The 14,545-nt window shown below is 61.5% G+C and carries 10 protein-coding genes; 3 read left to right on the top strand and 7 right to left on the bottom strand.

All coding sequences use genetic code 11. The features are described 5' to 3' along the window. Position 1: 1 nt before the first annotated feature. The 6 genes from HRU82_08535 to HRU82_08510 form a co-directional block, all read right to left on the bottom strand. Positions 2-1,405 (bottom strand): radical SAM protein, encoded by a 1,404-nt coding sequence (locus HRU82_08535; GenBank protein QOJ34989.1) that lies wholly within the window; start codon positions 1,403-1,405, stop codon positions 2-4. Continuing rightward, positions 1,405-3,504, bottom strand: coding sequence for a universal stress protein (locus HRU82_08530; GenBank protein QOJ34988.1), 2,100 nt, complete (start codon positions 3,502-3,504; stop codon positions 1,405-1,407). Before HRU82_08530 ends, HRU82_08535 begins: the two co-directional genes overlap by 1 nt. Positions 3,505-3,669: 165 nt before the next feature. Continuing rightward, positions 3,670-5,310, bottom strand: coding sequence for a radical SAM protein (locus tag HRU82_08525; GenBank protein ID QOJ34987.1), 1,641 nt, complete (start codon positions 5,308-5,310; stop codon positions 3,670-3,672). A 12-nt stretch (positions 5,311-5,322) separates the two neighbouring features. Beyond that, on the bottom strand, positions 5,323-6,099 hold the full coding sequence (locus tag HRU82_08520; GenBank protein QOJ34986.1) for a class I SAM-dependent methyltransferase: 777 nt from the start codon (positions 6,097-6,099) through the stop codon (positions 5,323-5,325). A 90-nt stretch (positions 6,100-6,189) separates the two neighbouring features. After that, complete coding sequence (locus tag HRU82_08515) at positions 6,190-6,969, bottom strand: MBL fold metallo-hydrolase (protein ID QOJ34985.1); 780 nt, start codon at positions 6,967-6,969, stop codon at positions 6,190-6,192. Further along, positions 6,959-7,759: a hypothetical protein gene (locus HRU82_08510; GenBank protein QOJ34984.1), complete on the bottom strand. Its 801-nt coding sequence runs from the start codon at positions 7,757-7,759 to the stop codon at positions 6,959-6,961. The genes HRU82_08515 and HRU82_08510 overlap by 11 nt, the downstream gene beginning before the upstream one ends. Before the next feature lie 200 nt (positions 7,760-7,959). Here HRU82_08510 and uvrA point away from each other — a divergent pair, with 200 nt between their 5' ends. Both uvrA and HRU82_08500 read left to right on the top strand, forming a co-directional pair. After that, positions 7,960-10,467 carry an excinuclease ABC subunit UvrA gene (gene uvrA, locus HRU82_08505; protein QOJ34983.1) on the top strand — a complete coding sequence of 836 codons (2,508 nt, stop codon included), beginning with the start codon at positions 7,960-7,962 and terminating at the stop codon, positions 10,465-10,467. A gap of 132 nt (positions 10,468-10,599) precedes the next feature. Beyond that, on the top strand, positions 10,600-10,929 hold the full coding sequence (locus HRU82_08500) for a DMT family protein (GenBank protein QOJ34982.1): 330 nt from the start codon (positions 10,600-10,602) through the stop codon (positions 10,927-10,929). 25 nt (positions 10,930-10,954) lie between these two features. Here the strand turns inward: HRU82_08500 and HRU82_08495 are convergent, their stop codons facing one another. Beyond that, positions 10,955-11,881, bottom strand: a complete 927-nt coding sequence (locus HRU82_08495) for a hypothetical protein (GenBank protein ID QOJ34981.1) — start codon at positions 11,879-11,881, stop codon at positions 10,955-10,957. Between the two features lie 179 nt (positions 11,882-12,060). On the opposite strand from HRU82_08495, the gene HRU82_08490 reads away from it, so the two are divergent. After that, the gene (locus HRU82_08490) at positions 12,061-14,535 is read left to right on the top strand and encodes an ATP-binding protein (GenBank protein QOJ37154.1); all 2,475 of its coding nucleotides are present in this window, start codon (positions 12,061-12,063) and stop codon (positions 14,533-14,535) included. Positions 14,536-14,545 lie beyond the last annotated feature (10 nt).

The following is a 14,545-nucleotide window of genomic DNA, read 5'->3' as shown; positions in this document are numbered from 1 at the left end:
CCTAGTCCTTGCCTTTCATGTCGAAGTTGAAGACCGGGGCATCGTTACCGAACCGCTTCTTTCGGAGTTCCTCCATCAAGCCCACAGTGATCAGTTCGACGCCGTTCTCTCGGGCGTGGCGCTCCACGCCCTTCTTGACCATGGCACGGAGAAAATAGGGGATGCGGCTCAGGCGAAGTTGTGACGCTTCATCCCACGCCACCTCCACCTCTTCGGGCGTATTGAAGGCCACTTGGATCTTGTCGCCACCCTTCGGCGTGTAAAGGCACCACTGGTCTTCGTCGAGCCAATCACCGTGGTCTACGTAAGGCCTGGCCCGGCAGCCGCCGCAAATATCGGTATACTCGCAATCGCCGCACTTCCCCTTCAATTGAGGGTAGCGGAACGAGTTGAAAATATCCGACCGCTCCCATAGGTCCACAAAGCTCGTCTCGCGTACGTTGCCGGCCGAGAGCGGCATATAGGGACAAGGGGTGAGTTCACCGTTCGGCGTGACCCGCGCGTAATTCGTGCCGGCCAAGCAGCCACCCCCCATGTAACCGGTGGCCTTGGTGATGGGCGAATTGGGGTCCTTTTCATAGGCCAGCCGTTTGAAATGCGGGGCGCAACGGGCCCGCACCAACATGTCCTTGTAGCGGTCCTGGCAGTCCACCAGATAGCCCAAGACCTCTTCATATTGCTGGGGGGTGATGTCGGTCAACTCTTCGCCGCGGCCGGTACAGACCATGAAAAACACGTTCAGCACGCGCGCACCGAGATTGTGGGCCCACTCCACAACCGCAGGCAGTTCCTGGTAGTTCATCGGCTGGGCGCTGAAGTGAACCTGAAACTGGAGCCCGTTACGCTTGCAGGCTTCGATCCCGGCCAAGGCGCTGGCAAAGGCGCCGGGCACCCCACGAAATCGGTCGTGTTTCTCCGGATCCAGCGAGTCGATACTGATGCCGACGCCCATGACGCCGATCTCGACCAGGGTCTTGGCCATCCGGTCGTTGATCAGCATGCCGTTGGTGCCGAACACGACGATGAATCCAAGGGCTACCGCATGCCGAGCAATGTCGAGGATGTCGGGTCGGACAAGCGGCTCGCCGCCGGTGATCACCAGCAGGCAACCCTTGTTCACCTCGGCAATCTGATCGATCAGCCGGAAGCATTCCTCGGTGCTCAGCTCATCGGTTCCGCCGCCCGCTTTTGTTGTGGCATCGAGATAACAGTGATCGCACTTGAGGTTGCACCGTTTGGTGAGGTTCAAGGCGATGAGATAGGGCTTGAAGTCATCCACGGTCCGGCCGTCGTACGGCCCGGCCGAGGGTGATGTCGGCGTGAAAAATTGACTGATCTGCTGTTGAAGCGCCTCGAACTTTCCTCCCAGCGGAGGAAAGTTGAGGATCGGCAATGATTTTCCCATTAGCGGCTCGCCCCGGTTTTGGAGGAGCCGGTCAGGTTGGCAATCATGTCCTTCAGATTGCCGGTCTTCATCGCATCGGCCATATACCCCTTGGCCTGCTCGATGCCCTCGGTCGCCACTTCCAGCGTAATGACAGTGACGCCGATTTTGTCCGCATGTTTTTCGATGAGAGCCTTGGTGCAGTCGCGCATGAACCCTTCCGGAGCCCGCTCCAGCCGCGCCTGGGCATCCGCCGTCCAGGTATAGGGTGAGGGATTCGCCTGTGCGGTCTGCGGCTCTTCGACGCCGCCGTTGGCGGCGTGGGACTCGGTTCCGTTCGAGATGGCCGCTTCCGCCTGCGGTGCGGTACCGGTTCCCTTGTTCGCAAAGATCGGGGTGTAATCCTCGGCGGCCGCTTCGCGAATCATGGGGCCGGCGTATTCGAGGGTAATCGTCGTCATGCCCAGTTTGCGGGCGCTTTTTTCGATCTTGGCCTTGGCGCGTCGCCGCTGGAACCCTGCCGGCACGGCGCGGATCGCTTCCTTGGCATCCTTGGTCCACTGCATCGGGATGTCATCGTACGCCACATCTGTTTCGAGTCCGCCTTCGGCCTTGGCCGCCGCTTCGAAGATGGTCTTGTCGACCTGCTTGAAACGGTCTCCTTCGGCACTACAGACGGGACATTTGACCGGCGTGTCGCCCTTGCCGATGTAGCCGCAGCCGTCGCAGACGAAGTAGTTCTGGCTCATGCGATCCAAATAGGCCTGCGTCGTGGACGTCGGGGCCGGCTTCTCTTCGACCACCTGCGTCATCATGCCGCTCAGGGTTGAGCCCATCAAATCCTTGGCGACCGAATCGTCGGCTTGCATTTTGTCGCGATCGATCCCGGCGGCATCCAGATTGCCGCCCAACGCGCGCATCGCATCCATGGCGCCCTTGGGGAGGATGTGGCCGACGGCGGCATCCACCACCGTATTGCTGATGATCGTGTGGCCCTTCTCGATGGCATAGCGGTGGATGGCGGTTTTAGCGACCCCGCGAGCGAACACAGGGATCTTTTCCATGCGGCGCAAGGCCTCTTCGGTCCAGGCGATGGTGTATTCGGCCTGAGTGTCGATGGGCGGCACATACTTCCGGTTCGAGACCAGGATGTTGCAGGAAGCCGAGCGCAGTAGATTTTCCGTATTGCTGCCGATATCCATGTCCTCGTCGCTGTGGACGCCGATCCGTCCCACGATGAGGAGCCAAGGAGTCTCCTTGCGCACGTACTGAATGATCTTTTCGAACGCTTTGCCGTCGAGCAAGGTCGTCTTGACGTCGGTCTGTTCGGCCTGCGCGATTTCCCGGGAAATATCCAAATGTGACTGGTAAATCTTGGCGAGGCCGCTGTCGATGACTTCTTCGTGCAGCTTTTCCTGCTCCTTGAAGCGGAAGACCTTCCCCGCCTCTTCATTGAGCACGCCCGAGATGCTGTGGAACGCCGCATAGTGGAAATAGGGATCGAAGGCGGAGATGACTTCCACCGGCACGTTGAAGGCCTTGCCCAGGGCCAAACCGGTCATGAGTCCGCCGAAGGAGTAGGGGCTGCCGTCCACGGCCACCACGATCTTGCCGGAGCCGACCGGGTTCGGCTGCTTGATGATCAACATGTCGGAATTACGCACGCGCCGCAGGACCCGCTCGGTGTTGCTGCCGATGACGCTGTCCTTCACTGCGCCGACGCCCAAGGCCCCCATGATCACGAGGTCGTAGGCGTTGGTATTGATGTCTTCCGCAAGCACCTTCCAATTACGCCCTTCGAGCGAGCGGCGTTCCACGGGCAGGTTGGCCTCGGAGCACTTCTTGTCGACATAATCGAGGTAGGAGTCCGTGATGATTTGGAGGCCGCGGGTGATGAGGGAGTCATGAATCTGACGTTGCCGGTCGAGTTCCTTTTCGTCGTGGTATTCCTCGGGGAGCCCCGCTTCCATCTGCTTGAAGCGTTTGTCGTGCATCTTGGCGGCGTACACATGGCTTCCGACGATTTTGGAACCGTAGGTCTTGGCCAGCGTCACGCCGACATCGACGGCTGTATTGGAATGGTCGGAATTATCGACCGGGATGTAGATAGTCTTGTACATCGAGATGCCTCCTAGGCAAACGCGCTACAGGGGATGACGTCAGAGAACCGCCGGGAATTCAAACGGTTGAAAGGGACTCCACCCCAAAATGAAGCGGCATGATAGCACCGTGATCTCGGGGAATGCAAGCAAACCGGGGCTGGTGTAGATGGGTGAGAGATTCTCCTAACTCGTTGGACTCACTGCTGTCTTTTCCGCCACGGAGGTGGTCGGTTGGGCAGGCCGCCGCGCTCGCAGAATCTCTTCCAGGGTCAACAGCGCATCGCGTCCCGAGTTGTTGTGCACGCCACGGATGAGGTTGCCGTCGGCGTAATGGGCTGGTGCCGGTTCCTGGGCGGTGGCGGTCTGGGAGAGCGAGCCGGTCCAGGCCCGCGGATCGCGGCTGCCCTCTTTGCGTTGCCACGCCGTGAGGCAGGCCTTGGCGATGAGCTTGTTGAGCGGTGCCGGGTTATAGAGGAGTTTTCGGATGCTGGTGGGTGTGAGCATCAGCGGATTGTAGCCCGCCGAGAGATACCCCTCCTCCAGAAGACGGTGCTCCAAGTCCGTATTGGGTTGGATGCCGAGGAAGAACATCAGGGGGAACACCCGCTCTTCGCCCAGGATCGACGCGACCTTCTTGTAGGACTCGACGCTCTGGAGCAGGCTTTCCTCCGTTTCTTTCGGCGAATTCAGCGAGTAATTCAGGATCACCTTCCCCTTGAAGCCCGCTTCGGCCAAGTACCGGCAGCCGTCATAGAGCCGTTCGAGTTTGAAGCCCATGTGGAGGTTATTCAGCACTTCCTGCGAGCCGGAGGTGATGGCGACCTCTAAATCTCCTACGCCCGACCGCACCATCAGCTTGGCCAGATCTGGTGTGATCAGCGATGTGCGGATGTACCCCGACCACTCGATCTCCAGCTTCTCGCTCAGAATGCGCTCCAGAATCTCCGTGCATTGCGGGTAGGCCTCTTTTCCCGTGATGAACTGGGCATCGGTGAACCAGAACCGGCGCGCGCCCCATTGGTGATAATGCTGGGCAATGTCTTTCACGACCATGGCCGGGGGCCGGTAACGCACCCGCTTGCCTTCGATGTAGGGATAGAGGCAAAAGGCGCAGTCGTAGGGGCAGCCGCGCTTGGTCTGGACACCGATGGACTCGTCCATATAGGCGCCGTATTGGGGGAAAATCGACGTGAGATAGGGCAGATCGACCGTCAAGGCGTCCAGGAGGGCCGGCGCCCCCTGTTCTCCCTTGAGGATCTTCTTGCCCTCGCGGATGATGTACCGTTCTCCCGTCAGGGAGTCGCCGCTCACCACCTTCAGGATGGCATCTTCCCCTTCGCCGAGGATGCCGATCGTCCCTTCCGGCAGTTTCTCGATCAACTGGTCGGCGAAGGCCGTGAAGGCGCCGCCGCCGATCATGATCTGCGCCTTGGGGAACTCCTTTCGGATCAACCAGGGATAGGAGAGGTTTGCCCGGATGTGGCTGTAGTAGCGGTAGAGCTGCTTGAGCCCCTCGACCGAGGCCATCACCCGCTTGATCGGGTTGCTGGCGAAGTAAAAGTTGAAGGCATGTTCCAACGACGAATCGCCCTCGTGGGGCGAGAAGATCTGAATGTCGCGCCAGGAAAAGCAGACAAGATCCGGTTTGAATTCCTGGGCGGCGTCGCGGACCGCTTGGCTGCGTTGTGATTCGGGAAACAGGGACAGGTCCAGGATGCGTTGGCGCACCTCCGGCTTCCGTCGATGGATGAAGTCCGCCAAATAGGTCACCCCGATCGGATAGACCTTCTTGCAGGGCAGAAAAATATAAAGGATGGCGTTCATGCGATCCTGTGCTTACTTCGTGGCGATATGGATTGCGACGATGCCGCCGGTGAGGTTCCGGTATTCCACCTGACGAAACCCTGCCTCGCGCATCATGGTCGCCAAGCGTTCCTGGTCGGGGAAGGTCCGGATCGACGCCGGCAGGTACTCGTAGACGCCTGTTCGGTCTCTGGCGACCTTGGTGCCGATCCAGGGTAAAAGCCGGAAGGAATACCAATCATAGAGCGTTCGCAGCCAGGCGGCGGGCGGGCGGGAAAACTCCAGACAGACGAACCGGCCGTTCGGCTTGAGGACGCGATGGATTTCGCGGAACGCCTGGGACAGGTTCCCGACGTTGCGCATGCAGAATCCGGTGGTGACGGCGTGGAACGTATCGCTGGGGAATCCCAACTGTTCGGCATTGGCCTGGAGGCAGGTGATGCGCGCGAGCAAGCCGCGTTTAGCCACCTTCCGCAGGCCCTCGGCCAGCATGGCGTGGTTCAAATCGGAGGCAACGACGTGGCCGCGCTCGCCCATTTTCGACTCGATCAGGAGCGCCAAGTCCGCGGTGCCGGCGCCGATATCCAGTGCCCGGCCCTGTGTGACGGTCGGCACATAGGAGGCCGTCAGCCGTTTCCACTGGTGGTGCAGGCCGAAACTGAGCAGGGTGTTGTTGAGGTCGTAGACGCCCGCAATGGCTGTGAACATCCGTTGCACGGCCTGTTCACGAGCCTGGCCGGACCAGGTGGAGACGGCCTGAGCCGATCCCGTTTTCTGGTCGGCGAGCGAGCTGTTTTCCACGCGTACCATCGGAGCGTGGTAGCACCCGCTTTCAGGCTTTGTCAAGGTGGCGCGTGACGAGGAGGGAAAGAATGAGGCGCGGTGCGGCGGCCTGGGTCGTCACGCTGCCGCGCGCTTCTCGCCGGTCGCTTTGGCGTCCTTCCACTGACCCACTTCCAGGCTGTCGAGCCAATCCAGCAACTTCCCGACCATCTCCCCTTGGAAGATCGAGCCATGTTGCGGGCAGATCATTCGAGGCTTGATGGCGCGGACCCGTTGCGTCCAGGCCCGAAGGGCGGTGGTGGAGGGCATCCAACGCAGATGAAAGCCGCGCATGTATTGGATGTGTTGCTCGAAGTCGGTGACCATCGGGTTGGCTTCATGACTCGGCACGAGGGCTGACCCGATGTCGCCGGAGAAGAGGATCCCGGCTGTCGGGTCGTAGAGGGAGAAGTTGCCGGACGAATGGCAGTAGTGCGCCGGCACCGCTTCGACTTCCGGGCCCTGGTCGCCGATCTTGATGCGCATGCCCTCGTCGGGGATCGGCGTGAGCGTGATGACGGTGCCGGTGCTGAAGTGACTGACGAACCCGGTCCAGAGCCACGAGCAGTAGGTTGTGATCGCCGGGTTCAGATCCAACCACATCGCCAACGACGAACAGATGTCCGGGTCTTGGTGGCTGGCGAAAATCACGCGGATGTCCTGCATGCGCACGTACTTGGCGAGTTCCGACAGGACCTGGGGGAAAATTTGAATGCCACCCGGATCCAGCAACATGGCTTGGCCGCGATGCAGAATCACATACTCGTTCGTGTCGATGACGTGACTGTCCTTTTCAGGATCCCGGCCGATGACGATCCACTGGTGATCGTGTTCGTTGAACAACACCTTACTTTGCATAGGTCTGCCCTTTCAGCAGCAATTCCAACAGCTCCTGTCCGTGGTCGATGGCGTCTTTCATGGCGCGGGTCTTGGCGTCAAGGTCGTCCACGACGCGGGTGATTTCCGCCGAGAGGTTGCGAAAGTTCGCTTCCGCCTCCGCGAGCCCGGCCGCCTCCGAGGCGATGCAAAACGCCATGTAGCGGCTGGTCAGCCCGATCATCTTCAAGCCGCCCAAAGCCTGGCGGGTCTCGCCCAAACAGCGCACCGCATCTTTCAGCCGCTCGTGCAGTTGCACGAGGTTGGTTTGGCAGAGATCGGCGATAAATGTATGGTTGTCTCGTTGGAGCCGCTCCTCCGCGGCAAACCTCGGATGCCGCATCAACTGCGCGACGTCCTCGGCGGTCGTGAAGCGCAGTCGCGCGAGGAGATCGTGGGTAGCCGGCGTCGACGCCTGCTCGCTGTGCGCGATGGTGGAAAGCAGGCTGGCGAGCAGCTGATGATAGCGCCAGGCGATGTTTGAGCTGCTGGCCGTCACCTTGGCGAGCGTGGCGCAGAGCCGCTCCAACGACGCCACTTCCGGCCTGATCTCCTTGGGGGTGTGGTTGAGGATTTCGACCAGCGCCAGCATGGGACGGCCCTTCCCGCCGCCGACCTTCGCCGCCTGCACGACGCCGTTATTGGCCAGGATTTGCATCGACCATGAAAGTTGTTGGAGCGAGCGCCCGACGTTGAGGATGTCGACGCAGATTCCGAACAGTTCGTTGATGTTGCGCTTGAAGAGGGTCAGAGCGTCATGCATGGTGGCCACGTCGATGGGTGGTTGAGCGTTCTCGCTTGAAACAATCGTGCCGTCTCTATCGGTCGGAGCGCGGCGAAACTCAAGCGGGGGCGACGGGCGATCCTTCCAATTGTGTGTCGAATTTTTGACGGGGCAAAAGCTTCCTCCGTCACGGTGCCGTCACGTCGGCTACCGAGACGGGGCCGAGTGCGTGATATAATCCGCCGCCTATGAGCCACTCCATCATCATCAAAGGGGCCCGAGAACATAATCTCAAGAATATCGACGTGGAGGTCCCGCGCGACAAGCTGGTGGTGATCACCGGCTTGAGCGGCTCCGGCAAGTCTTCTCTCGCGTTCGACACCATCTACGCCGAGGGGCAGCGACGCTATGTCGAATCCCTCTCGGCCTATGCCAGACAGTTTTTGGAGCAGATGGGGAAGCCCGATGTGGATTCCATCGAAGGCCTGTCGCCGGCCATCTCCATCGAACAGAAGAGCACCAGCCACAATCCGCGTTCGACCGTCGGCACGGTCACGGAAATCTACGACTACCTGCGGCTCCTGTTCGCCCGTGTCGGCCGCCCGTTTTGTTTCCAATGCGGGGAAGAAATTACCGCCCAGACCGTCCAGCAGATGGTCGACGTCATCTGCAGCCTGCCGGAAGGGACGAAGTTCCAGATCCTGGCGCCGATCGTGCGGGGGCGGAAGGGAGAGTATCGCAAAGAGTTGCAGGAGATGCGCCGGGCCGGATATGTGCGGGCCAGGATCGACGGCGAGATCGTCGACCTCGGCGACGACATCACGCTCGACAAGCAGAAGAAACACACCATCGAAATCATCGTGGACCGATTGGTCATGAAGCCCGGTGACGCGCTGATGCGCCGCGTGGCCGATTCCGTCGACACCTCACTCAAGTTGGCGGGTGGGTTGGTGGGGGTGTTGTCGGACTCGGGAAAGGTGCAGCTCTACAGCGAAAAACTCGCCTGCATCAAATGCGGCGTCAGTTATCCCGAACTCACGCCGCGCATCTTTTCGTTCAACAGCCCGCACGGCGCTTGCCCGGCCTGCGACGGCATCGGCTATGCCATGACCCCGGGCTGTCCCGAAGAAGAGGACTTTACCCTGCTGGAACGCTGCGAGACCTGCCAGGGGGCGAGGCTCAAGCCGGAAAGCCTCGCCGTGAAGATCGGGCGGAAGTCCATCGCCGAGCTGACGGCCCTGTCGGTCCGTGCGGCCGCCGACCTGTTCGAGCGTCTCACGTTCAGCGAACGGGAACTCGTCATCGCCCATCGGATTTTAAAGGAGATTCGAGAGCGACTCGGGTTCCTGGTCAACGTCGGGTTGGATTACCTCACGCTGGACCGGCCCGCGGCCACGCTATCGGGCGGTGAGGGGCAACGCATTCGCTTGGCGACGCAGATCGGCTCCGGCCTGGTCGGGGTCTTGTACATCTTGGATGAACCGTCGATCGGCCTCCATCAGCGGGATAATCGACGGTTGCTCCAGACGTTGATTCGGCTGCGCGATCTCGGCAACACGGTCGTGGTGGTGGAGCATGACGCGGAGACCATGGAGGCAGCCGACTACATCCTGGATTTGGGGCCCGGCGCCGGCACCCACGGCGGCAAGATCGTGGCGCAGGGTACGCCCAAGCAGGTGAAGGCGAACCCCGACTCGCTCACGGGGCGATACTTGCGCGGCGCACAGATGGTGTCGCTGCCCACCCGCACCAGGAAACCGAAGGGATTCCTGTCGGTCGTCGGCGCGAACAAACACAATCTCAAGGGGGTGACCGCCAATGTTCCCCTGGGACTGCTCACCTGTGTAACCGGCGTGTCCGGATCCGGCAAGAGCACGCTCGTGCTCGAAGTGTTGTTCCACTCCCTGTCGCAATTGCTCTATCAGAAGAAACCGAAAATCGATGGCTGCAAGGAACTGAAGGGCGTCGAGGCGCTCGACAAGATCATCGACATCGATCAGTCGCCGATCGGGCGCACCCCCCGTTCGAATCCCGCCACCTACACGGGGCTGTTCACGTTCATCCGCGATCTGTTCTCCAACCTGCCGGAGTCGCGGGTGCGCGGGTACAAACCGGGCCGCTATAGCTTCAACGTGAAGGGCGGGCGCTGCGAAGCCTGCCAGGGCGACGGCCTCATCAAGATCGAAATGCACTTCCTGCCCGATGTCTACGTGACCTGCGAGGTCTGCAAGGGGCAGCGGTACAATCGAGAGACGCTCGAAATCCTGTACAAGGGCCGCAGCATCGCCGACGTGTTGAACATGACGGTGGACGATGCACTCGAATTTTTTGAGAACATTCCCTACATCAAAGCGAAGCTGCAGACGCTGCACGACGTCGGGCTGCACTACGTAAAACTCGGACAATCGGCGACCACGCTCTCCGGCGGCGAAGCGCAACGGGTCAAACTCTCGCGCGAACTCTCCAAACGGCCGACCGGCCGCACCATGTACATCCTCGACGAGCCCACCACCGGCCTCCACTTTGCCGACGTGCAACGGCTGCTCGACGTGCTCGACCGATTGGTCGAGGCCGGCAACACGGTCCTCGTGATCGAACACAACCTCGACGTCATCCGCAACGCCGACTGGCTCATCGACCTGGGACCGGAAGGCGGCGACCGCGGCGGCGAGATCGTGGCCGAAGGGCCGCCGAAAGAGATTGCCAAGGTGAAGCGGTCCTATACGGGGCAGGTGCTCAAGGAAGCGAGGGTGTGAGTGGCTTGGGCTGCCCTCCTTGCTCGCAGAACGCGCACGGTGAAACGATGCTCGTCCGATGCGCGCAGTGAAGGACGATCCAGCCCGCCTCGGCGATGTGTCTGACAACGGAGCTTGTCACGAAGGAGGCCCATGCACACCATTCTCTTGCTGACCGTTTCCAATATCTTCATGACCTTTGCATGGTATGGGCATCTGAAGTACAAAGAATCGCCGCTGTGGTTGGCGATTCTAGCGAGCTGGGGCATCGCGTTCGTGGAGTATTGTTTCCAGGTGCCGGCGAATCGCATCGGACATTACGTATTCACGGCGGCGCAGCTCAAGACGATCCAGGAGGTCATTACCCTCGTGGTGTTCTGCGTGTTCTCGGTGCTCTACTTGAGAGAGGAGCTGAAGTGGAATTACCTCGCCGGCTTCGCCCTGATGATCGGCGCGGTGTTCCTGGTGTTCAAGGAGTGGTGAGGTTGTGCCGGCGCCCGGCACTCTCCTATCTGAACCAGCGCTCGTACATATAAAGCAAGTCCAGCGTCAGGCGCGCGCCGAAGGTCGGCCCGTAATCCTTCTGATTGATGAGGTCGTTCCAGGTTTCGAAGGTGAAGGCCGAGTAGCGGAGGGCCACCGACACGAAGCGTTCCTCCAGCGAGTCGCCCCGGTGATCCACGAAGAGTCCGGAGTCGTAGGTCACGGCCACTTCGATTTCCCACGGTGTGCCGTCCTCCCAGCGCCGATAGTTGCCGATCCCGACCGAAGCTTGCCCGATGTAGGACTGCGGCGCGACTTGTCGGAAGGCGGCGCCTGAGTAAGGGCGGCCGTACCGCCCCATGGCCGAAAACCGGAGATAGTCTCCCACCCAGGGGATCACGTTCAGGAGGGCCAGTCGTCTGAAGCCGGCCTGCGCGTAGGGTTCGTAATAGAGTGAGCCCCCCGCGCCGCCTATCCCGGCGAAAAAGACATCATCCGTTCCCAAGAGGCCGAACCAGCGGGTCAGCGAGCTGCTCAACATGAAATCGTTCGCTTCGCGTTTGTTGCCGACCGGCACTTCCGTCAGGCCGCGAAACCGGTGCACCACGTCGTTTTGCAAGAATCGGCTGGGACCGTCTCTGGTGGGGCCGCCGCCGGCGGTGAAATTGAAATTCCACCCGGGAAAGCGGGCCAGTGGTTGGGTCCAGCTGAGCGTGAAGAAATTGAAGCCCATCGTTTCGCGGATGTCGTTGTAGCGCTTGCCCTCGCCGTCGAATTCTGTGAAGCGGTCCACCACCGTCATGCCGAGCGTGAGGGTTTGCTCGTGGTCGGGGTAGGCGATGGAGCCCCAGTGGACGCTCTGGGCAGGCGGTTCCGCACGGGTCAGGGACGGCAGCGCGAGGCTGAGTCCGACCAGAAGGAGCAGGCTGTAGCGACGGGCGGCAGAGAACATCCGCGCATCCTGCCCAATCTCAACGCGAATTCACAAGGGGCGGCTCGGCCCGTGCCGCCGGACTTGCAGTCCCCCGCTGCCCTCACTAGAATGCGCGACGAATCATCCCGGGGTGATCGATGCCGACGAAAAAGAAGGATGCAATCGGCAAAGCCGGAGAGAAGGCCGGAACGACCTCCGTGAGTACGACGAGTGCGGCGGCAGGCAGCGCCGCCGAATTCGAAAAGCTCGGGGTGTTTTATCTCGGTCGGCCGTACGACCTCGAAGCCAAGCAGGGCAAGCCCGGTTGGCTGTTGTACGACTCCAAAGATCTGGTGACCCATGCGGTCTGCGTGGGTATGACGGGCAGCGGCAAGACCGGCCTGTGCCTGGGCCTGTTGGAAGAGGCGGCCATCGACGGCATCCCCGCGTTGGTGATCGACCCGAAGGGGGACCTCGCCAACCTCTTGCTGACCTTTCCGCACTTGCGCGGGGAGGATTTCGCGCCCTGGATCAATGAAGACGATGCGCGGAAGAAGGGCCTCTCCGCGGCGGACTATGCCGCGCAGCAGGCCGGCCTGTGGCAGAAGGGCTTGGCCGAGTGGGGACAGAGCGGCGAACGTATCCAAAAGTTACGCGAGGCCGCAGAGTTCGTCGTCTACACGCCGGGGAGCCAGGCGGGTGTCCCGGTTTCAATCCTGAAATCCTTCGCTGCGCCGGGGCCGGAGTTGCTCGACGATGCCGAACTGCTGCGGGAACGGATCGGCACGACCGTCACCAGTCTGTTGGGCCTGATCGGCGTCGAAGCTGATCCGATCACAAGCCGCGAGCACATCCTGCTGTCCTCGATCCTCGATCAGGCCTGGCGCGCAGGCCAAGATCTCGATCTGGCGGCCCTCATCCATCAGATCCAATCTCCGCCCCTGACGAAGGTGGGCGTGCTCGATCTCGAATCCTTCTTCCCGGCGAAGGAGCGGTTCGCCTTGGCCATGCAGCTGAACAATTTGCTGGCCGCGCCGGGGTTTGCCGCCTGGATGGAAGGGGAACCGTTGGACGTGGGGCGGATGTTGTACGGCCCCTCGGGAAAACCGCGCATTGCGATCCTGTCCATCGCCCACCTGAACGACGCCGAGCGGATGTTCTTCGTCTCGTTGTTGTTGAACCAGACCCTGGGATGGGTGCGCGGCCAATCCGGGACGACCAGCCTGCGCGCCATTCTCTATATGGATGAGATTTTCGGCTACTTTCCGCCGGTGGCCAATCCGCCGTCGAAAGGCCCGTTGCTGACGCTGCTGAAGCAGGCCCGCGCCTTCGGGCTCGGCGTGGTGTTGGCGACGCAGAACCCGGTCGATCTCGATTACAAAGGACTCGCCAATACCGGGACTTGGTTTATCGGCCGCCTGCAGACGGAGCGCGATAAGGCACGGGTGATCGAGGGCCTCGAGGGTGCCGCCGCAAGCAGCGGGAAGAAGTTCGATCGGCAGCGGATGGAGCAAATCCTCGCGGGGCTGGGGAATCGCGTCTTCCTCTTGAACAATGTCCATGAAGACGCGCCCGCGGTGTTTCAAACCCGCTGGACATTGTCGTACCTCCGTGGGCCGCTCACGCGCACACAGATCAAACAGCTCATGGATCCCGTCAAGCAGGCCGCCGCTGCGGCAGGAGGCAGGAGCGGGATGGCTGGGACGCCATCAGCCGGGATGGCTCGGGCAACCGCGCAGGAACAACGGCCCATGTTGCCGCCGGAGGTGCCGCAATATGTGGTGCCGCTGCGCGGGCGGCCCTCGTCGGGGCAGACGCTGTTCTACCAGCCCATGGTCTTGGGGGTGGCGCAGGTGCGGGTGGCGGACAACAAGGCCGGGGTCGATGTGACGGAACGGCTGGCGCTGCTGGCGCCGGTTACGGATGCCGCGGTCCCTGTCGAGTGGGATCAGGCCACGCTCGTCGATCTGGTCTTGGATGATTTAGAGCGTGAGCCGGTAGGCGGCGCGCGGTTCGGCCGGCTCCCCGCTGTGGCGAGCAAGGCGAAACAGTACGATGGTTGGAAGGGCGACCTGTCGGCCTGGTTGTTCCGGACGCAAAAGGTCGAGCTGTGGCGAAGTCCCGGTACCGGGCTCCTCTCGACACCCGGCGAGTCGGAACGGGATTTTCGCGTGCGGTTGCAGCAGGCCGGACGGGAAGAGCGCGACCGCCAGAGCGACATGCTGCGCAAGAAGTATGCGCCCAAAATTTCGAGCCTCCAGGACCGCATTCGGCGGGCCGAGCAGATGGTGGAACGGCAACAGACGGAAGCGCGGAGCAGTCAGCTGCAGGCGGCGATCTCGGTCGGCGCCACGATCCTTGGCGCGTTTCTCGGCCGCAAGGCGATCAGCGCCGGCAATCTCGGCAAGGCGACCACCGCCATTCGCGGCGCAGGCCGGGTGCTCAAGGAATCGAAAGACGTGGGCCAAGCCGAGGAAAACGTGGCGGCTTTGCAACGGCAGCTGGCCGAGTTGGAGGCGCAATTCAAGGCCGAAGCCGAGGCCTTGGCGTCGGCCACCGATCCCCTCACCGAAAAACTGGATCGATTGTCGCTGAAACCCACCAAATCGAACATTACGGTCAAGCTCGTGGCCCTCGCCTGGGTGCCGCATTGGCAAGAGGCCGACGGGGGCCTCCTGTCCGCCTGGCAGTGACGGCGCAGCC

This window comes from Nitrospira sp. (assembly GCA_015709715.1).
Classification (GTDB): domain Bacteria; phylum Nitrospirota; class Nitrospiria; order Nitrospirales; family Nitrospiraceae; genus Nitrospira_A.
The sequence above is the reverse complement of the archived record's forward strand: the minus strand, read 5'-3'. Positions and strand labels throughout refer to the sequence as shown.

Excerpts from the sequence above, each read along its gene's own strand:
- HRU82_08515 (QOJ34985.1), bottom strand. The coding sequence starts at position 6,969 with ATGCAAAGTAAGGTGTTGTTCAACGAACACGATCACCAGTGGATCGTC.
- HRU82_08530 (QOJ34988.1), bottom strand. The coding sequence starts at position 3,504 with ATGTACAAGACTATCTACATCCCGGTCGATAATTCCGACCATTCCAAT.
- HRU82_08520 (QOJ34986.1), bottom strand. The coding sequence starts at position 6,099 with ATGGTACGCGTGGAAAACAGCTCGCTCGCCGACCAGAAAACGGGATCG.
- uvrA (QOJ34983.1), top strand. The coding sequence starts at position 7,960 with ATGAGCCACTCCATCATCATCAAAGGGGCCCGAGAACATAATCTCAAG.
- HRU82_08535 (QOJ34989.1), bottom strand. The coding sequence starts at position 1,405 with ATGGGAAAATCATTGCCGATCCTCAACTTTCCTCCGCTGGGAGGAAAG.
- HRU82_08495 (QOJ34981.1), bottom strand. The coding sequence starts at position 11,881 with ATGTTCTCTGCCGCCCGTCGCTACAGCCTGCTCCTTCTGGTCGGACTC.
- HRU82_08500 (QOJ34982.1), top strand. The coding sequence starts at position 10,600 with ATGCACACCATTCTCTTGCTGACCGTTTCCAATATCTTCATGACCTTT.
- HRU82_08525 (QOJ34987.1), bottom strand. The coding sequence starts at position 5,310 with ATGAACGCCATCCTTTATATTTTTCTGCCCTGCAAGAAGGTCTATCCG.